This window comes from Streptomyces asoensis (genome assembly GCF_016860545.1).
Classification (GTDB): domain Bacteria; phylum Actinomycetota; class Actinomycetes; order Streptomycetales; family Streptomycetaceae; genus Streptomyces; species Streptomyces asoensis.
On sequence record NZ_BNEB01000006.1, the window covers coordinates 392,530 to 414,987 of the forward strand.

Annotated in this window: 2 protein-coding genes; both read right to left on the minus strand. The window is 72.3% G+C overall.

Going from position 1 to position 22,458, the window contains the following annotated elements:
* Positions 1-31 precede the first annotated feature (31 nt).
* Entirely contained in the window at positions 32-16,948 is a 16,917-nt protein-coding gene (locus Saso_RS38685; protein ID WP_230426632.1) for a type I polyketide synthase, read from the minus strand.
* Positions 16,949-17,026: 78 nt separating this feature from the next.
* On the minus strand, positions 17,027-22,458 hold a 5,432-nt coding region (locus Saso_RS38885), incomplete at its 5' end, for an SDR family NAD(P)-dependent oxidoreductase (RefSeq protein ID WP_203833588.1).

The window sequence follows — 22,458 nt, forward strand, 5'->3', positions numbered from 1 at the left end:
CGTCGAGTCCGTGCCGTGTCCGGGCGGCGGGTCAGGCGGTGCCGAGTTCGCGGTCGAGCAGGTCGAACATGTCCTCGGCCGTGGCCGCCGCGAGGTCGTCGGTGTCCGGTGCGGGGTCCGCGTCGTCGCCCGGACCCGACCCGGCCTCCGCGCCGTTGTCGCGGAGCTTCCACAGCAGCGCCTCGAGGCGTTCGACGATCCTGGCCTTGCCGTCCGCGTCGCGGTCGCCGGCGAGTGCGGCGGCGGAGTCCTCGAGGGCCTTGAGCCCGTCCATCGCGGCGCCGGTTTCCTTCTGGGCGCCGTCCGCGACCAGCAGGCCGCGCAGGTGGGCGGCGAGCGCGGCCGGGGTCGGGTGGTCGAAGACGACGGCCGCGGACAACCGCAGGCCGGTGGCGGCCTTGAGGCGGTTGCGCAGTTCTACGGCGGTCAGCGAGTCGAAGCCCAGCTCCTTGAACGCCCGACCGCCCTGGATGCCGTCGGTGCCGTCGTGCCGCAGGACGGCCGCGGCCTCCTCGCGGACCAGCTCCATGAGCGTCCTGAGCTGTTCGTGCCCCGTCATGCCGGCCAGGCGGGCGGTGAGCGCGGCCCGGGCGGTGTCCTGCCCGGCGTCCTGCTCGTCCGCGTCCTCGCGCAGGGCTGCCCGGACCTCGGGGATCTCGGCGAGCAGCGGGCTGGGGCGGCGGGCGGTGAAGCCGAGGACGAAACGCTCCCACTCGACGTCCGCCACCGCGACGGTGGTCTCGTCGTGTTCCACGGCCTGCACCATGGCGGCCGTGGCCGGCTCGGGCGCCATCTCCAGCACGCCGCGGCGGCCCATGTATTCGGCGGCCCCCTCGGCGGCCATCATGCCGCCCCCGCCCCAGGCGCCCCAGGCGAGGGAGGTGGCGGTCCTGCCGAGGGCGCGGCGCCGCGCGGCGAGCGCGTCGAGGTACGCGTTGCCCGCCGCGTAGGCGGCCTGGCCGCCGCTGCCCCATACGGCCGCGTTGGACGAGAACAGCACGAAGGCGTCCAGGGGCGTGTCCGCGAGCACGTCGTCCAGGTGGGCGGCGCCCGCGACCTTGCCCGCGGTGACCTCCGCGAGGTCACCGGCCGTGGTGTCGGTGAACGGGGTGTAGCCCTGCGGCACGCCGGCCGCGTGGACGACCGCGGTGAGCGGGTGCTCCTGCGGTACGGCCGCCACCAGGGCGGCGACCGCGTCCCGGTCGGCCATGTCGCAGGCGGTGATGGTCACCTGGGCGCCCAGTTGCTCCAGTTCCGCGCGGAGTTCCGCGGCGCCGGGTGCGCCGGGCCCGCGGCGGCCGGTGAGCAGCAGGTGCCGCGCTCCGTTGCCCGCGAACCAGCGCGCGACCTTGGAGCCGATCCCTCCGGTGCCGCCGGTGATCAGCACGGTGCCGCCGGGCTGCCAGGCGCGTCGCGCCGGCTCGTCGCCGAGCGGGGCACGGACGAGGCGGGCCGCGTGGACGCCGTCCGGGCGGATGGCGAGCTGGTCCTCCTGCCCGTGTCCGTCGGGGGCGGGGAGGCCGCCGAGGACCGCGGCCAGCCGGGCGGCGGCCGCGTCGTCGGCGGTGTCGGGCAGGTCGACGAGGCCGCCCCACAGCGCGGGTTCCTCCAGGGCGACGACCCGCCCGAGGCCCCAGGTCTGGGCCTGGCCCGGGCTCGTCCGGGGGTCGCTGCGGCCGGTGAGCACACCGCCTCGGGTGGCGGCCCACAGCCGTGCCGTGGTCCCGGAGCCGGCCATGGCCTGAGCGAGCGCCAGATGGGCGGCGAGGCTCGCGGGAACGGCGGGGTGGCCGGGGTGCGGGGCGTCGTCCAGGGCGAGGAGGGACAGGACGCCGGCGGTGCCGTCGCGCAGCAGTCCGGCGAACCGGTCGCGCCCGCCGTCCGAAGCGTCCGCGGCGTTCACGGTGTCAGCGGTGTCGATGGTCACGCGTTCCACCTCCGCGCCGTGGCCCGTCAGGGTCCTCTCGGCGGCGTCGGCCCACGGGTCCGTGGCGAGGTCCGCCGGGATGAGCAGCAGCCAGCGCCCTGTGAGGACGGGGGTGGTGGCGAGGGCACCGTCGTTGGAGGAGCGCGTCGCGCTCCCGGCCTCGAGGGGCCGCCAGACGGTGCGGTAGCGCCAGCGGTCGACCTGGGAGCGTTCGCGGCGGCGCCTGCGCCAGGCGGACAGGGCGGGCAGGACCGCCCCGAGCGGATCGGTGCCGACCTCCAGTTCCGCGGCGACGCCGTCGAGGTCACCGCGTTCCACCGCGTCCCAGAACTCCGCCTCGGCCGGGTCGGCCGCGCTCCCGTCCTCATCGGTCACGGACGCGGCGAGGTCGTCCAGCCAGTAGCGCGTGCGCTGGAAGGGGTAGGTGGGCAGGTCCACCCGTGCGGCGCCGGTCCCGGCGAAGACGGCCCGCCAGTCGACGCCGGGCAGGCCGCGCACATGGCCCTCGGCCACCGAGGTGAGGAAGCGGGCGGCGCCACCCTCGTCACGCCGCAGTGAGCCCACGGCGACCGCGTCGGTCCCGGCGTCCTCGCTGGTGGCGTCGATACCCATCACCAAAACCGGATGAGCACTGCACTCCACGAAGAACCGGTACCCGTCCGCCAGCAACGCCCGCACCGCACCCTCGAAATCCACCGGCCGACGCGCATTCTCGAACCAATACCCCGCAGTCAACTCCGTCGTCTCACACACCCCACCCGAAACCGTCGAATAAAACGGCACCCTCCCCCGCACCGGCCTCACATCCGCGAACAACCCCAAAATCCGCCCACGCAACGGATCCACCTGCCCACAATGCGACGCCACCGTCGAACCCACCACCCGCGCCCGCACACCCTCCCCCTTGCACGACGCCACGAACTCCTCCAACGCCGCAACCTCCCCCGCCACCGTCACCGCACCCGGACCATTACGCCCAGCAACCACCAACCCCCCACCCCACCGCCCAAGACGCCCCTCCACCTCACCCACCGACAAAGCAACCGACGCCACCGCCCCACGCCCCACCAGATGCTCCGCGAACAACGCACTACGCAACACCACCAACCGCGCCGCATCCCGCAACGACAACGCCCCCGCCACCAACGCCGCCGCAATCTCACCCTGACTGTGACCCACCACCGCCGACGGCACCACACCCACCGACTCCCACAACGCAGCCAACGACACATTCACCGCAAACAACACCGGCTGCAACACCTCGATCCGCCCCAACGACGGCGCCCCCACCACCCCCCGCAACACATCCACCACCGACCACGACACAAACTCACCCAACACCGCATCACACTCCGCCAAACGAGCAGCGAACACCGGCGCCTCACCCAACAACCGCACCGCCATCCCCTCCCACTGCGAACCCTGACCCGGAAACACGAACACCACCCGACCCCGCACATCCGCCACACCCGACACCACCCCCACCCCAGGCAACCCCCCGCCAAGCGCAGACAGCGCAGGGCCGGCGCTCTCACCATGCCCGGTCAGGACGACGGCCCGGTGCTCGAGGACGGTCCGCGACACGGCCAGGGAGTGGCCGACGTCGAGGGCCGACGGCCCGTCGTTCTCCTCCAGGTGGGCGGCCAGCCTTCCGGCCTGGGCGCGCAGGGCCGCGTCGGTCTTGCCGGACAGGAGCCACGGCACCACTTCGGAGGTGAGGCCGGTGTCGTCGGCCCCGTCCGGGGTGAGCGCGTCCCGCGGCTCGTCAGGGGTGCGGGCCTTCCGGGGCTCGTCCGGCGCGGTGTCGTCGGCCGGAACAGCGGGCGGCTCCTCCAGGATGACGTGGGCGTTGGTGCCGCTGATACCGAACGCCGAGACGCCGACGCGGCGCGGGCGGCCTCCGGTGTCCGGCCAGCGCACCGGCTCGGTCAGCAGCCGCACAGCGCCCGCCGACCAGTCGACCTCGGGCGTGGGCTCGTTCACGTGCAGCGTCCTGGGCAGGACGCCGTGCCGCATGGCCTGCACCATCTTGATGAGGCCGGCGGCTCCGGCGGCGGCCTGGGTGTGGCCGATGTTGGACTTCACCGACCCCAGCCACAGCGGGTGTTCGGCCGGACGCTCCTTGCCGTAGACGGAGAGCAGGGCCTGCGCCTCGATCGGGTCGCCCAGCCCGGTGCCGGTGCCGTGCGCCTCGACGGCGTCCACCTCCGCCGGGGTGAGCCGTGCGTTGGCGAGCGCGGCGCGGATGACGCGTTGCTGGGAGGGGCCGTTGGGGGCGGTGAGGCCGTTGCTCGCACCGTCCTGGTTGGTCGCCGAGCCCCGTACGACGGCGAGCACGGGGTGCCCGTGCCGCCGCGCGTCGGACAGCCGTTCCACGAGCAGGGTGGCGACGCCCTCGGAGAAGCCGGTGCCGTCGGCCGACGCCGCGAACGCCTTGCAGCGGCCGTCCGGGGACAGCACGCGCTGGCGGCTGAACTCCACGAACCCGAACGGGCTCGGCATCACGGTGACACCGCCGACCAGAGCGAGCGAGCACTCGCCCGAGCGCAGCGACTGCGCCGCCAGGTGCAGCGCCACCAGGGAGGAGGAGCACGCCGTGTCCACGGTCATGGCCGGGCCCTCCAGCCCGAAGACGTAGGAGACGCGGCCGGACACGACACTGAGCACGTTGCCGGTGACGGAGTAGCCCTCGACGTTCCGCTGGAGCCTGGTGTCCTGGCCGTAGCCGGTGGTGACCGCGCCGACGAAGACACCGGTGCGGCTGCCGCGCAGCGACACGGCGTCGATGCCGGCCCGCTCGAAGACCTCCCAGGAGGATTCGAGCATCATCCGCTGCTGCGGGTCCATGCCCAGGGCCTCGCGCGGCGAGATGCCGAACAGTCCGGCGTCGAAGTCCGCGGCGTTGCGCAGGAAGCCGCCCTCCCGCGCGTAGCTCCGGCCCGACCGGTCCGGGTCCGGATCGTACAGCCGGTCCAGGTCCCAGCCCCGGTCGGTGGGGAAGCCCGAGACGGCGTCGCGGCCGTCCGCGACCAGGTCCCACAGCCCCTCCGGTGAGTCCGCGTCACCGGGGAAGCGGCAGGCCATGGCCACGATGACGACCGGGTCGTCGTCCAGGGGGGTCACGGCGGGGGCGGCACCGGCATGCCCGGCGGCGTCGGCGTCGGTCAGGTCGTCGGTGACCAGCTCCGACAGCAGGAACCCGGCGAGGGTTTCGGGGGTGGGGTGGTCGAAGACGAGGGTGGCGGGCAGTCGCAGGCCGGTCGCGGCCTGAAGCCGGTTGCGCAGTTCGACAGCGGTCAGCGAGTCGAAGCCCAGCTCCTTGAACGCCCGACCGGGATCCACCGCCGCCGGTGAACCATGCCCCAGCACCGTGGCGACATGAGCACGCACCACATCCACCAGATGCGCGACCCGCTCACCCGGCCCCATCGCCGACAGCTGCCGCTGAAGATGCGAGCCACCCGACCCACCGTCCCCGGCCGCCGCACGCACCCGCCGCGCCGCCGCCCTGGGCGCCACCAGCGTGCGGGCCAGGGCCCGGGTGACCTCACCCCCGGCCGACGCCCACACCCCCACATCGAGCCGAGCGGTGACCAGCACACTCTCACCGGCCCGGCAGCCGGCCTCGAACAGGCCCAGACCCAACGGTTCGGGCATCGCCACGATCCCCGAACGCGCCAGACGCCTCAGATCGGCCGCCGCCAGGCGCCCGGTCAGCTCACTGGCCTGCTCCCAGTGCCCCCACGCCAGCGACACCCCAGGCAGCCCCTGAGCCCGGCGCACCCCCGCCAACGTATCCAGGAACACATTCGCCGCCGCGTATCCCGCCTGACCCGGATTGCCCACGACGCCCGCGAACGACGAATACAGCACGAAGGCCGCAAGATCCGCCTCCCGGGTCAGCTCGTGAAGGTTGAGCGCGGCATCCACCTTCGGCCGCAGGACCGTCTCCAGCCGCTCCGCAGACAAGTCCCCCACCAGCGCGTCGTCCAGCGCACCGGCGGTATGCACCACAGCGGTCAGCGCATGCTCACCCCCGACCGACGCCAGCACCGACGCCAGCGCCTCCCGATCAGCCGCATCACACGCCACCACATCCACGCTCTGCGCACCCAGGTCATGCAGGTCCCGCACCAGCTCGGCAGCGCCCGGGGCATCCGGGCCACGCCGGCTCACCAGCAGCAGATGCCGTATCCCGCGCCCGGCCACCAGATGCCGGGCCAGCAACCCACCCAGCGTTCCCGTGCCACCCGTGACCAGCACCGTGCCCGACCTGTCCCAGGGCCGCGGCACCGTCAGCACCAGCTTGCCGGTATGCCGGGCCTGCGCCATGAACCGCAACGCCTCCGGCGCCCGGCGCACATCCCACGACCGCACCGGCAACGACTCCAGCACACCCCGCTCGAACAACACCCCCAACTCCGACAGAATCTCGCCGAGGCGGTCGTAGGAGATCTCGGTGAGGGCGTACGGGTGGTAGGTGACGCCCGGGTGTGCCTGGGCGATGGCCTGAGGGTCGCGGATGTCGGTCTTGCCCATCTCCAGGAACCGGCCGCCGCGCGGCAGCAGCCGCAGGGACGCGTCCACGAACTCCTTCGCCAGCGAGTCCAGCACCACATCCACACCACGCCCACCGGTCACCCGTAAGAACTTCTCCTCGAAGCCCAGGTCCCGCGACGAGCCCATGTGGTCGGCGTCGAAGCCCATCGCCCGCAGGGTGTCCCACTTGCCTTCACTGGCGGTCGCGAACACTTCCGCACCCCAGTGCCGGGCCAGCTGCACCGCGGCCATCCCCACACCACCCGTGGCCGCGTGCACCAGCACCGACTCACCCGCCGACAGCCCACCCAGGTCCGCCAGGCCGAACCAGGCCGTGAGAAAGGCGACGGGTACGGCGGCGGCCTGTTCGAACGACCAACCCTCGGGAACGGGAGCGACCAGCCGTCGGTCCACGACGGACACCGGCCCGAACGCCTCGGGCAGGAGGCCCATCACCCGGTCGCCGACGGCGACGCCGGCTACTCCGGGACCGACCTCGGTCACCACACCCGCGCCCTCCGTGCCCAAGTACGCGTCGGGGTCCGGGTACATGCCGAGACCGGTCAGCACGTCGCGGAAGTTGACGCCCGCCGCGCGGACCGACACCCGCACCTGCCCCTCGCCCAACGGCGCCAGGGCCTCCGGCGCGGGTACAAGCTCCAGGTTCTCCAGCGTGCCCGGCCCCGTGGTCTCCAGCCGCCACGCCTCGACATCGGCCGGAGGCAGCAACGGGCCACCCGCCTCACCCGCCCGCACCATCCTCGGAACGAACAACTCACCATCACGCAGAACTACTTGCGGTTCCTCGTGTTCCAGCGCGGCGGCCACGGCGTGCACCAGCACGTCACCCGAGGCATCCACCTCGTCGAGGTCCAGCAGCAGGAGACGGCCCGGGTTCTCGCTCTGTGCGGCCCTGACCAGCCCCCACACTGGAGCCGACACCAGATCCACGGCACCCTCACCGCGTTCGCCGTCGCTGTCGCCCCCGACGGGCACCGCTCCCCGCGTCACCACGACCAGACGCGACGCCGCGAACAAGTCCGACGCCAGCCACTCCTGCACCAGCCCCAGCGCCTGCACGGTCACGGCACGCACACCGGCGGCGAGGTCCCCGCCCGCACGGCCTCCGTCAAGGCGGACCACCACCGCGCCGGGCACCTCACCGCCGGCGCCGACCGCGGCGGCCAGCGCCCCCAGGTCCGGGTAGCCGGGCGCGTCCGTGAAGCGGTCCCCCGCCGCGCCGATCTCCGCGACCGCGACGGAGGTCGTCAAGTCCGCCCGGACCGGGAGCGGCCGCCACTCGACCCGGAACAGGGCGTCCCTCGTCGGGTCGTCGACCGTGCGCAGTCGGCGCGGATCCACCGCACGCAGCACCAGCGAACCCACCGAAGCCACCGGCGAACCCGCCGCATCGGCCAGGACCACCGACACCGCGTCCTCGCCCACCGGACTCACCCGCACCCGCACCACCCGCGCACCCACCGCGAACAACGCCACGTCACCGAACGCGAACGGCAGCCTGATCCCGGCGATGTCCTCGGCGGAACCGCCGTTCAGCAGGACGACCGGGTGCAGCGCGGCGTCGAGCAGCGCCGGATGGATCCCGAACCGGTCCACGTCGTCCTCCGCCTCGTCGGGCAGCGCGACCTCGGCGAAGATCTCGTCACCGGCCCGCCATGCGGCGCGCAGCCCCCGGAAGGACGGCCCGTACTCGTAACCGGCGGCCGCCACCCGCTCGTAGAACCCGTCCACGTCCACCGGCTCCGCCCCCGGCGGCGGCCAAGCGGTCAGCCCCTGGCCGCCGTCCCGGTCCCCGTCCGCGAGCACACCGATGGCGTGGGACGTCCATGCCGCCCCGGGGTCCGACTGCTCCGGCTGGGAGTGGACGGTGAGTTCGCGGCGTCCCGTCCCGTCGGGCGGACCCACCGAAAGCTGCACCTGCAACCCCCCACGCTCCGGCACCACCAACGGCGCCGCCAACGTCAACTCCTCCACCACGGCGCACCCCACCTCGTCCGCCGCCCGCAACGCCAACTCCACCAACGCCGCACCCGGCACCACCACCACACCCGACACCGCGTGATCCACCAACCACGGATGCGAACCCGACGACACCCGCCCCGCCAACACCACCCGATCCTCAGCCGCCACCCGCACCAACGCACCCAGAAGCGGATGACCCGTCACGTCGAGGCCCGCCCCCGTCATGTCCGCAGCACCGCTCCCGGCCGTCGAACGCAGCCAGAACCACTCCCGTTGGAACGCGTACGTCGGGAGGTCAGCCCACTGGGCACCGGTGCCGGCGAAGAGGATCTGCCAGTCGACGGCCAGGCCGCGCACGTAGCCTTCGGCGGCGGACGTCAGGAAGCGCTCCGCGCCGCCTTCCTCGCGGCGCAGGGTGCCGAGCGCCACAGCCTGGGCGCCCGCGACGTCGTCGAAGGTCTCCTGCATGCCGACGGTCAGGACCGGGTGAGGGCTGCATTCCACGAAGTAACCGAAGCCGTCCGCCAGCAACTCACGGACCGTGGCGTCGAACCGCACCTCCTGACGCAGGTTCGTCACCCAATAACCGGCGTCCAGGCCGCTCGTGTAGATCACCGAACCGGTCACCGTCGAGTAGAACGGGACGTGCGCGGTACGGGGTTCAACGTCCGCGAGGGCTTCGGTGACCTGCTCCCGGATCGACTCCACCTGTGCGGAGTGGGAGGCGTAATCCACCGCGATACGACGGGCCCGTATGCCTTCGCCGTCACAGGCGGCCATCAAATCGTCCAAAGCCACCGGCTCACCCGAAACCACCGTCGAAGAAGGTCCGTTGACCGAGGCGATCGAGATCCGCTCACCCCAGCCCGCGATCAACTCCCGTACCCGGTCCGCACCCGCGGCCACCGACACCATGCCACCATGACCGGACAGGCTCTGCGCGATCGCCCTCGCCCGCAACACGACCACCCGGGCACCGTCCTCGACGGACAACCCACCCGCCACCACAGCAGCAGCGATCTCCCCCTGCGAATGACCGATCACCGCACCCGGCTCCACACCCACCGAACGCCACACCGCCGCCAGCGACACCATCACCGCCCACAACGACGCCTGAACAACCACCACATCGTCCAGCGAAGCCGCATCCGGCACACCCCGCACCACATCAGTCACCGACCAGTCCACCAGCGAAGACAGGGCCGCATCACACTCCTGAAGCCGCTCCCGGAACACCGGCGACGACTCCCACAACCCCGCACCCATCCCGAGCCACTGGGACCCCTGGCCCGGGAACACGAACACCACCCGGCCCTGCTCCCCGGACACCACACCCGACACCACCCCGGCCGAAGGCACACCCTCCGCCACCGACCGCAACACCCCAACCGCAGCCTCCCGATCACCGGCCAGAACCACCGCACGGTGCTCGAGCGCGGCCCGGCCCGTCGCCAGCGACCAACCCACGTCCGGCAGCGACACGCCCGTACGCTCGTCCGCGAACGCGGCGAGCCGCGCCGCCTGACCCCGCAGGCCACCTTCGGTCCTCCCGGAGAGCACCCAGGGCACGACCAGTGCGTCCACCGGGGAGACAGCGGGCTCCGTAGCAGGCGGGGTGTTCTCCTCGGGCTCCTGCTCCAGGATGAGGTGGGCGTTGGTCCCGCTGGCGCCGAACGCCGAGATCCCGGCGCGACGCGGACGTTGCCCGTCCGTCGTCCACTCGACTGTGTCCGTCAGCAGTTCCACGGCACCGGAGGACCAGTCGATGTGCGGGGAGGGTTCGTTCACGTGCAGGGTCCTGGGCAGGACGCCGTGACGCATGGCCTCCACCATCTTGATCACGCCCGCTACGCCCGCGGCGGCCTGCGTGTGGCCGATGTTGGACTTCACCGAGCCCAGTCGCAGCGGCCGGCCGGCAGGACGGTCCTGGCCGTAGGTCGCCAGCAGGGCCTGGGCCTCGATCGGGTCACCGAGCGTGGTGCCCGTGCCGTGGGCCTCGACCACGTCGACGTCCGCCGGGGTGAGCCGCGCGTTGGCCAGCGCCGCGCGGATGACGCGCTGCTGGGACGGGCCGTTGGGTGCCGTCAGGCCGTTGCTCGCACCGTCCTGGTTGATCGCGCTGCCACGCACCACGGCCAGGACCCGGTGCCCATGGCGCCGGGCGTCCGAGAGCCGTTCCACGAGCAGCAGGCCGACGCCCTCGGACCACCCGGCGCCGTCGGCCGCCGCCGCGAACGCCTTGCACCGCCCGTCCGGAGCCATGCCGCGCTGACGGCTGAACTCGACGAAGAGGGTCGGCGTCGACATGACGGTCACACCGCCGGCGAGGGCCATGGAGCACTCGCCGGAGCGCAGGGCCTGCACGGCCAGATGCAGCGCCACCAGCGACGACGAGCACGCCGTGTCCACCGTCACCGCCGGACCCTCCAGGCCGAACGTGTAGGCGACACGGCCGGTCACGGCGCTGGGGGAGGCGCCCATCAGGGCGTACCCCTCGGTCTCGGTCTGCAACTGTTCGACCCGGGAGGCGTAGTCGTGGTGCATGACGCCCGCGAAGACCCCCGTCGCACTCCCCTTCAACGACCCCGGATCAATACCCGCCCGCTCGAACACCTCCCACGCCGTCTCCAACAACAACCGCTGCTGCGGATCCATCGCCAACGCCTCACGCGGAGAAATCCCGAAGAACCCCGCATCGAACTCCCCCGCCCCCTCCAAAAACCCACCCTCACGCGCATACGACTTCCCCACCACACCCGGATCCGGGTCGTACAACCTCTCCACATCCCACCCACGACCCCCCGGGAACAACGACACCGCATCCCCACCCGACGCCACCAGATCCCACAACCCCTCCGGCGACCCCACCCCACCCGGAAAACGACACGCCATCCCCACAATCGCCACCGGCTCATCCACCCCCACACCACCGACCACCGAACGCGCCACACCCGCAGACACACCCGCCCCCAGACCCAGCACCTCACCCCGCACAAACCCCGCCAACACCAACGGCGTCGGATAGTCGAACACCAACGTCGCCGGAAGCCGCAACCCCGTCACCGCGTTCAACCGATTCCGCAACTCCAACGCCGTCAACGAATCAAAACCCAACTCCTTGAAGGGTCGGTTGACGTCGACCCTCTCGCCGTCGGAATGGCCCAGGACGGTGGCGACCCGGTCGCGCACCAGGTCGAGCAGGAGCCGCAGTTGCTCCTCCTCGCTCAGGCCACCGAGCCTGCGCAGCAGCGTTCCGGAGTCGTCTCCGGCGCCGGAGGCGGTACGCCGGGCAGTGACCCGTACGAGGCCGCGGTGCAGGGGGTGGAGTTCTCCGGCGCTCGCCTGGGAGCGCAGCCCGGCCAGGTCGAGGCGGCTGAGGACCGGGGCGGCGTGGCCGCGTTCGCCGGCGCAGGCCGCGTCGAAGAGGGCCAGGCCCTGCTCGGAGTTCATGCGGGCAACGCCCATGCGCAGGTAGCGGGCGATGTCGGCGTGGTCCAGGTGTCCGGTCAGGTCGCTGTTCTGCGCCCAGTACCCCCAGATCATGGACAGGGCCGGCAGTCCTTCAGCTCGACGGCGCCGGGCGAGGGCGTCCAGGAAGGTGTTGGCGGCGGCGTAGTTGGCCTGCCCGGGGTTCCCGAGGGTGCCGGCGACGGAGGAGAAGAGAACGAACGCCGACAGGTCCAACTCCCGCGTCAGCTCATGCAGATACACAGCCGCATCCACCTTCGGCCGCAGCACCCGCCCCAACCGCTCCCCGTCCAACGACCCCACCAGACCGTCGTCCAGCACCCCGGCCGCATGCACCACACCCGTCAACCCACGCTCCGCCGGAACACCACCCAACACCCCCGCCAACGCCCCACGATCCGCCACATCACACGCCACCACCTCAACCGACACCGCACCCAACGCCCGCAACTCCCCCACCAGCTCCGCAGCACCAGGCGCATCCGCACCCCGCCGACCCGTCAACAACAGATGCCGCACCCCCCGCTCCCCCACCAGATGCCGCGCCACCAACCCACCCAGCACCCCCGTACCACCCGTAACCAGCACCGTCCCCCGCGCATCCCAGATCGCGCCACCGTCGCCGCCGTCGACGGGTGCGGCGCGGGTCAGGCGCGGCACCAGCACAGCGCCCTCACGCACCGCCACCTGCGGCTCATCGGCAGCGACCGCGCCCGCCACCGCCGCCGTCAACACCGCGGCCGACGCCGGACCACCATCCACGTCCACCAGCACGAACCGCCCCGGATTCTCCGACTGCGCCGACCGCACCAGACCCCACACCGGCGCGTGCACCAGGTCCGTCACGTCCTCGTCGCCACCGGCGCTGACCGCGTTGCGGGTGACCAACACGAGGCGTGAGGACGTCAGCCGCTCGTCGTCCAGCCAGGTCCGCACGTGCTCCAGGACTTCGGTCGTAGCGCGGTGGACGAGGGCAGGCAGCTCGCCGTCGACACCGTGCGGCGATGCCTGGAGAACGAGCAGTACGGTGCCGGGCACGGCGGCGGACTCGGTGCCGGGTTCGGCGTCGTCGAGCTCGGCAAGGAGTCCGGCGAGGTCGGCGTGGTGCCGACCGGCCACTCCCTCGAAGAGACCGTCCGCACCCAAGACCGCCCACCCCTGAGCCTCGGCGGGCGCCTCGTGCTCGGTGCGCAGCGGCACCCAGTCGACGAGGAACAGGGCGTCGCGCGCCGGGTCGGTGGCGCGGCGCAGCGCCTCCGGGGTCACGGGCCGCAGGGTGAGGGTGTGCACGGAGGCGACCGGGGCGCCGGTGGCGTCACCGATCGCGACCGTGACCGTGTCCTCGGCGACCGGGCTGATCCGGACCCGCAACGTCGTCGCGCCCACCGCGTGCAGGCTTATGCCGCTCCAGGAGAACGGCATAAGCAGTTGGCCACCGGCGGCGTCTCCGTCGCTGAGCAGCGCCGCCGGGTGGAGTGCGGCGTCGAGGAGGGCCGGGTGGATGCCGAAACGCGCCGCGTCCTTCGCCTGCTCCTCCGGCAACTCGACCTCGGCGAACACCTCACCACGTACGCGCCATACCGACCGCACGCCACGGAACGCGGGCCCGTACCCGTACCCCGCGTCCCCGATCTGCTCGTAGAACTTCTCGACCTCGACCCGCACCCCGCCCACGGGGGGCCACTCCCCCAGCCCTGCCTCCGGGGCGGGTCCGGAGTCGCCGGCCAGTACTCCGACGGCGTGCCGTTGCCAGGTGTCGTCCGTCACGGCGGGGTCCTCGGGCCGCGAGTAGACGGTCAGCTCCCGGCGGCCCTCCTCGTCGGGCGCGCCCACAGACAGCTGGACCTGTACCCCTCCCCGCTCAGGCAGGAGGAGCGGCGCCTCGAGGGTCAACTCGTCCACCCGCCCGCACCCGGCCTCGTCGGCGGCGCGCAGCGCCAGCTCGGCGAAGGCGGCACCCGGCAGGAGCACGGTGCCCAGGGCGGCGTGGTCGGCCAGCCAGGGGTGGGTCTGGAGGGAGAGCCGCCCGGTCAGCAACAGCTGGCCGCCGCCCGCCACCTGCACGGTCGCGCCGAGCAGCGGATGGTCGGCGGCGCCGAGCCCGAGCCCGCCGGCGTCGGCCTCGGAGAACCCGCCCGCCTCCAGCCAGTACCGCTGGTGCTGGAACGCGTACGTCGGAAGGTCCACCCGCTGGGCGCCCGTGCCGGCGAAGACGGCGTTCCAGTCGACGGCCAGGCCGCGGACGTATCCCTCGGCGAGGGAGGTCAGGAAGCGCTCCGGACCGCCTTCCTCGCGGCGCAGGGTGCCGAGCGCCACAGCCTGGGCGTCGGCGTGGTCCTCGAAGGTCTCCTGCATGCCGACGGTCAGGACCGGGTGGGGACTGCACTCCACGAAGTAACCGAAGCCGTCCGCCAGCAGCTCACGGACCGTGGCGTCGAAGCGAACCTCCTGACGCAGGTTCGTCACCCAGTACGTGGCGTCCAGGCCGCTGGTGTCGATGAGCGAGCCCAAGACGGTGGAGTAGAAGGGCACTTCAGCGGCACGGGGTTCGATGTCCTCGAGGGCTTCGGTGACCTGGTCACGGATGGACTCCACCTGTGCGGAGTGGGAGGCGTAGTCCACCGCGATACGACGCGCCCGTATCCCTTCGCCCTCGCAGGCGGCCATCAGCTCGTCCAGAGCATCCGGCTCGCCCGAAACAACTGTGGACGATGGGCCGTTGACCGAGGCGATCGAGATCCGCTCACCCCAGCCCGCGATCAACTCCCGTACCCGCTCGGCACCCGCAGCGACGGACACCATCCCGCCGTGGCCCGACAGGCTCTGCGCGATCGCCCTCGCCCGCAACACGACCACCCGGGCACCGTCCTCGACGGACAACCCACCCGCCACCACAGCAGCAGCGATCTCCCCCTGCGAATGACCGATCACCGCACCCGGCTCCACACCCACCGAACGCCACACCGCCGCCAGCGACACCATCACCGCCCACAACGACGCCTGAACAACCACCACATCGTCCAGCGAAGCCGCATCCGGCACACCCCGCACCACATCAGTCACCGACCAGTCCACCAGCACAGACAGCGCCGCGTCACACTCCTGGAGCCGCTCCCGGAACACCGGCGACGACTCCCACAACCCCGCACCCATCCCCACCCACTGCGACCCCTGACCCGGGAACACGAACACCACCCGCGGCGCCCCGGACAGCACCGCACCCGACACCGCGTCCACGGCGGGGACGCCCTGGGCGAGTGCGGTCAGCGCGGTCAGCGCGCCCTGTCGGTCCGCGGCCGTGATCACGGCGCGGTGTTCCAGTGCGGCGCGGGAGGCGACGAGGGAGAAGCCGAGATCGGTGAGGTCCGCCGGGGTGTCCTCCACGAAGGCGGCCAGGCGTGCGGCCTGGCCTCGCAGCGCGTCCGCGGTGCGGCCGGTGACGACCCACGGGACCGCGGGCAGGGCGGTCAGCGGCCGGGACGTCGACTCGCCGTCCGTCGGGGCGCCGGTCCGTGTGCCGGGCGCCGAGCCGGTCTCTGCGCCGGTCTCCGTGCCGGTCTCCGTGCCGGTCTCCGCGCCGACGGTGGACTCGCCCTGGTGCGCGCCCGGCTGCGGTGCGCCGGGCCCCGGGTCTTCGGTCTCCGGCTGGGGCGCCTCCTCGATGATCAGGTGGGCGTTGGTGCCGCTGATGCCGAACGAGGACACGCCGACGCGCCTGGGGTGGCCGTTGCGTGCCCACTCCACCTGGTCGGTGAGCAGCCGGACGGTGTTCGAGGTCCAGTCCACGTGCGGTGAGGGCGCGTCCACGTGCAGGGTGCGCGGCAGCGTTTCGTTGTGCAGCGCCATGACCATCTTGATGACGCCGGCCATACCCGCCGCGTGGGCGGTGTGCCCGAGGTTGGACTTCACGGACCCGAGCCACAGCGGGCGGTCGGCGGGGCGGTTCCTGCCGTAGGTCGCGACCAGGGCCTGGGCCTCGATGGGGTCGCCGAGGGGGGTGCCGGTGCCGTGCGCCTCGACCGCGTCCACCTCGTCGGCGGACAGCTGCGCGTTGGCGAGGGCGGCGCGGATGACGCGTTGCTGGGAGGGGCCGTTGGGGGCGGTGAGGCCGTTGCTCGCGCCGTCCTGGTTCAGTGCGGAACCGCGGACGACGGCGAGGACCCGGTGGCCGTTGCGCCGGGCGTCGGAGAGACGTTCGACCAGGAGGGTGCCCACGCCCTCCGACCAGGCGGTGCCGTCCGCCGCGGCGGCGAACGCCTTGCAGCGGCCGTCGCGGGCCAGACCGCGCTGGCGGCTGAAGTCCACGAAGACCCAGGGGGTGGGCATGACGGCGACGCCGCCGGCCACGGCAAGCGAGCACTCGCCCGAGCGCAGCGACTGCACGGCCATGTGCAGGGCGACCAGGGAAGAGGAGCAGGCCGTGTCGACGGTGATCGCCGGCCCTTCCAGCCCGAGCGTGTAGGAGACCCGGCCGGAGATGACGCTGACGAAGGAGCCGACGCCGGTGTAGCCCTCCACCCCGTCGGGCACGCGCTGCATGGTGCCGAGGTAGCCGGTGCCGGCGGCGCCGACGAACACGCCGGTCTTCGTGCCCTTGAGCGACGTCGGGTCGATGCCGGCGCGTTCCAGCACCTCCCAGGAGGACTCCAGGACCAGCCGCTGCTGCGGGTCCATCGCGAGGGCCTCGCGCGGCGATATGCCGAAGAGGTCGGCGTCGAAGTCACCGGCGCCGTGCAGGAAACCGCCCTGTCGCAGATAGGTCTTGCCGACGACGTCGGGGTCGGGGTCGTAGAGGTCCTCGACGTCCCAGCCACGGTCGTCGGGGAAGTCGGAGATCGCGTCGGTGCCGGATTCCACGAGCCGCCACAGGTCCTCGGGCGAACTCACCCCTCCGGGGAAGCGGCAGGCGACGCCGACGATGGCGATGGGCTCGTGCTCGCGCTCCTCGACCTCGCGCAGGCGCTGCCTCGTCTCATAGAGGTCGGCCGCCACGCGCTTCAGGTAGTCGACCAGCTTCTCGTCGTTCGTCATCTGACGCGGTCCTCCTTCGAGCGTTCGGGAATTCCGGAATGGCGCGAACGGCTTGTCCGCGGGCGGGATCGTGACCGTTCAGGAAATCCCGAGCTCGCTGTTGATGAAATCCAAGACTTCGTCAGCGGATGCCGACTTGAGACGATCACCGGCTGTTTCCTTGCGCTGCGCCGGCCCTGTTTCCTTCCAGGCCGCGAGCAGGTTCTCCAGGCGCCGTGCGACGGTGGAATGTCCGGCCTCGTCCGCGGAGACCGCGGCGAAGGCCGATTCGAGCCGGGCCAGTTCGGCGAGCAGGGACTCGGTCCCATGGGCCGTGTCTTCCTCGGGCGACAGCTCCGCAAGGAGATGCTCGGCGAGGGTTTCGGGGGTGGGGTGGTCGAAGACGAGGGTGGCGGGCAGTCGCAGGCCGGTCGCGGCCTGAAGCCGGTTGCGCAGTTCGACGGCGGTCAGCGAGTCGAAGCCCAGCTCCTTGAACGCCCGTCCGGGATCCACCGCCGCCGGTGAACCATGCCCCAGCACCGTGGCGACATGAGCACGCACCACATCCACCAGATGCGCGACCCGCTCACCCGGCCCCATCGCCGACAGCTGCCGCTGAAGATGCGAGCCACCCGACCCACCGTCCCCGGCCGCCGCACGCACCCGCCGCGCCGCCGCCCTGGGCGCCACCAGCGTGCGGGCCAGGGCCCGGGTGACCTCACCCCCGGCCGACGCCCACACCCCCACATCGAGCCGAGCGGTGACCAGCACACTCTCACCGGCCCGGCAGCCGGCCTCGAACAGGCCCAGACCCAACGGTTCGGGCATCGCCACGATCCCCGAACGCGCCAGACGCCTCAGATCGGCCGCCGCCAGGCGCCCGGTCAGCTCACTGGCCTGCTCCCAGTGCCCCCACGCCAGCGACACCCCAGGCAGCCCCTGAGCCCGGCGCACCCCCGCCAACGTATCCAGGAACACATTCGCCGCCGCGTATCCCGCCTGACCCGGATTGCCCACGACGCCCGCGAACGACGAATACAGCACGAAGGCCGCAAGATCCGCCTCCCGGGTCAGCTCGTGAAGATTGAGCGCGGCATCCACCTTCGGCCGCAGGACCGTCTCCAGCCGCTCCGCAGACAAGTCCCCCACCAGCGCGTCGTCCAGCGCACCGGCGGTATGCACCACAGCGGTCAGCGCATGCTCACCCCCGACCGACGCCAGCACCGACGCCAGCGCCTCCCGATCAGCCGCATCACACGCCACCACATCCACGCTCTGCGCACCCAGGTCATGCAGGTCCCGCACCAGCTCGGCAGCCCCCGGGGCATCCGGGCCACGCCGGCTCACCAGCAGCAGATGCCGTATCCCGCGCCCGGCCACCAGATGCCGGGCCAGCAACCCACCCAGCGTTCCCGTGCCACCCGTGACCAGCACCGTGCCCGACCTGTCCCAGGGCCGCGGCACCGTCAGCACCAGCTTGCCGGTATGCCGGGCCTGCGCCATGAACCGCAACGCCTCCGGCGCCCGGCGCACATCCCACGACCGCACCGGCAACGACTCCAGCACACCCCGCTCGAACAACACCCCCAACTCCGACAGAATGGCGGCCACTCGGTCGGGCTCGACCCGCGCCAGGTCGTACGCCTGGTAGGTGACGCCGGGGTGCCGCTCCGCGACCTCGTGGGGTTCGCGGACGTCGGTCTTGCCCATCTCCAGGAACCGGCCGCCGCGCGGCAGCAGCCGCAGGGAGGCGTCGGCGAACTCGTTCGCGAGGGAGTTGAGGACCACGTCGACGCCACGCCCGCCGGTGGCGGCGTGGAACTTCCTCTCGAAGTCCAGGGTCCTGGAGGAGGCGATGTGGTCGGCGTCGAAGCCCATCGCCCGCAGGGTGTCCCACTTGCCTTCACTGGCGGTCACGAACACTTCCGCACCCCAGTGCCGGGCCAGCTGCACCGCGGCCATCCCCACACCACCCGTGGCCGCGTGCACCAGCACCGACTCACCCGCCGACAGCCCACCCAAGTCCGCCAGGCCGACGTAGGCGGTCAGGAACACGGCCGGCACGGCCGCCGCCTGTTCGAACGACCAGCCGTCCGGTACCCGGGTGAGCAACCGGTGGTCGACCACGGTGACGGGGCCGAAGGCGCCCTGTGGGATCAGGCCCATGACCCGGTCGCCGACGGCGACGCCGGCCACTCCGGGACCGGCCTCGGTCACCACACCGGCGGCCTCGCTGCCCAGGGTCTCCTGACCGGGCACCATCCCGAGACCGACCACCACGTCGCGGAAGTTGACGCCCGCCGCGCGGACCGACACCCGCACCTGCCCCTCGCCCAACGGCGCCAGGGCCTCCGGCGCGGGTACAAGCTCCAGGTTCTCCAGCGTGCCCGGCCCCGTGGTCTCCAGCCGCCACGCCTCGACATCGGCCGGAGGCAGCAACGGGCCACCCGCCTCATCCGCCCGCACCATCCTCGGTACGAACAGCTCACCACCCCGTAAGGCCATTTGCGGCTCCTCGGCCGCCATCGCCGCCGCGACGGCCCGGGGCAGCGCGGCCAGCGAGCGTGGGTCACCGTCGAGGTCCAGCAGCAGGAGACGGCCCGGGTGCTCGCTCTGCGCGGCCCTGACCAGCCCCCACACCGGAGCCGACACCAGATCCACGGCACCCTCACCGCGTTCGCCGTCGCTGTCGCCCCCGACGGGCACCGCTCCTCGCGTCACCACGACCAGACGCGACGCCGCGAACAGGTCCGACGCCAGCCACTCCTGCACCAGCCCCAGCGCCTGCACGGTCACGGCACGCACACCACCCGTGATGTCACCGTCCCGGTGTCCGCGACCGACCGGCACGATCACCGCGTCCGGCATCTCCGCACCCGCGTCGACCGACGCCACCAGGGCCGCCAGGTCCGGGAAGCCGGGCGCATCGGTCAACTGGCCTTCCGACGATCCCACTTCGGCTGTGGTGGCGGGCTGGGCCGGCTCGTCCGACCCGGTCGGCAGTCCGGTCCACTCGACCCGGAACAGGGCGTCCCTCGTCGGGTCGTCGACCGTGCGCAGTCGGCGCGGATCCACCGCACGCAGCACCAGCGAACCCACCGAAGCCACCGGCGAACCCGCCGCATCGGCCAGGACCACCGACACCGCGTCCTCGCCCACCGGACTCACCCGCACCCGCACCACCCGCGCACCCACCGCGAACAACGCCACATCAGCCCACGCGAACGGCAGCCTCAGAGGCCGGTCCGCCGCGTGCAGCAGCAGCGGGTGCAGGGCGGCGTCGAGCAGCGCCGGATGGATCCCGAACCGGTCCGCGTCCTGGTGCAGGCCCTTCGGCAGTTCGACCTCCCCGAAGATCTCATCACCGGCCCGCCATGCGGCGCGCAGACCCCGGAAGGACGGCCCGTACTCGTAACCGGCGGCCGCCACCCGCTCGTAGAACCCGTCCACATCCACCGGCTCCGCCCCCGGCGGCGGCCAAGCGGTCAGCGAGACTTCAGCCACCTCCTCCTGTGCGCTGACGGCGCCGAACGCGTGCTGCACCCAATCGGCGCCGTCCGACGCGCCTTCCTGACGGGAGTGGAGGGTGAGTTCGCGGCGTCCCGTCCCGTCGGGCGGACCCACCGAAAGCTGCACCTGCAACCCCCCACGCTCCGGCACCACCAACGGCGCCGCCAACGTCAACTCCTCCACCACGGCACACCCCACCTCGTCCGCCGCCCGCAACGCCAACTCCACCAACGCCGCACCCGGCACCACCACCACACCCGACACCGCGTGATCCACCAACCACGGATGCGAACCCGACGACACCCGCCCCGCCAACACCACCCGATCCTCAGCCGCCACCCGCACCAACGCCCCCAGCAAGGGGTGTTCGGCGTCGGCGAGCCCGAAGCCGGCCGGATCACCGGAACCGGCGGGCACGGACTCCAGCCAGTAGTGCTGGTGCTGGAAGGCGTAGGTGGGCAGGTCCACGCGCCGGGCGCCCGTGCCGGCGAAGACGGCGTTCCAGTCGACGGCCAGGCCGCGGACGTAGCCCTCGGCGGCGGACGTCAGGAAGCGCTCCGGACCGCCTTCCTCGCGGCGCAGGGTGCCGAGCGCGACAGCCTGGGCGCCCGCAACGTCGTCGAACGTCTCCTGCATGCCGACGGCCAGGACCGGGTGGGGGCTGCATTCCACGAAGTATCCGAAGCCGTCCGCCAGCAACTCACGGACCGTGGCGTCGAACCGCACCTCCTGACGCAGATTGGTCACCCAATAACCGGCGTCCAGGCCGCTCGTGTCGATCAGCGAACCCGTCACCGTCGAGTAGAACGGGACGTCAGACAGGCGCGGCTCGATACCGGCCAACGCCTCGGTGACCTGTTCTCGGATCGACTCCACCTGTGCGGAGTGTGAGGCGTAGTCCACCGCGATACGACGCGCCCGTATGCCCGCGCTCTCGCAGGCGGCCATCAAATCGTCCAAGGCATCCGGCTCACCCGAAACCACCGTCGACGAGGGGCCGTTGACCGAGGCGATCGAGATCCGCTCACCCCAGCCCGCGATCAACTCCCTTACCCGGTCCGCACCCGCGGCCACCGACACCATCCCGCCGTGGCCCGACAGGCTCTGCGCGATCGCCCTCGCCCGCAGCACGACCACCCGGGCACCGTCCTGCACCGACAGAGCGCCCGCCACCACAGCAGCAGCGATCTCCCCCTGCGAATGACCGATCACCGCACCCGGCTCCACACCCACCGAACGCCACACCGCCGCCAGCGACACCATCACCGCCCACAACGACGCCTGAACAACCACCACATCGTCCAGCGAAGCCGCATCCGGCACACCCCGGACGACCTCGGTCACCGACCAGTCCACCAGCGAAGACAGGGCCGCATCACACTCCTGAAGCCGCTCCCGGAACACCGGCGACGACTCCCACAACCCCGCACCCATCCCGAGCCACTGCGAGCCCTGGCCCGGGAACACGAACACCACCCGGCCCTGCTCCCCGGACACCACACCCGACACCACCCCGGCCGAAGGCACACCCTCCGCCACCGACCGCAACACCCCAACAGCAGAGTCCCGATCAGCGACCAGAACCACGGCACGGTGCTCCAGAGCCGACCGCGTCTCCACCAGGGAACGCGCCACATCGGCGACCGTCAGCTCGGAGCGCTGCTCGACGAACCCGGCGAGCCGCCCCGCCTGCGCCCGCAACGCCGCGTCCGAACGACCCGACACCACCCACGGCAGCACGTCCGCCACGAGTCGCGGATCACCCGAAGACTCTTCCGGCTCCTCCGCCTCCGGCGCCTCCTCCAGGATCACGTGCGCGTTGGTCCCGCTGATGCCGAACGAGGACACACCGGCCCGGAGCGGGCGTGTGCCGTCCGTCGTCCATTCGACGGAGTCCGTCAGCAGTTCCACGGCACCCGCCGACCAGTCCACGTGCGGTGTCGGTTCGTCGACGTGCAGGGTCCTGGGCAGGACGCCGTGCCGCATCGCCTCCACCATCTTGATCACCCCGGCCGCACCCG

Excerpts from the sequence above, each read along its gene's own strand:
- Saso_RS38685 (WP_230426632.1), bottom strand. The coding sequence starts at position 16,948 with ATGACGAACGACGAGAAGCTGGTCGACTACCTGAAGCGCGTGGCGGCC.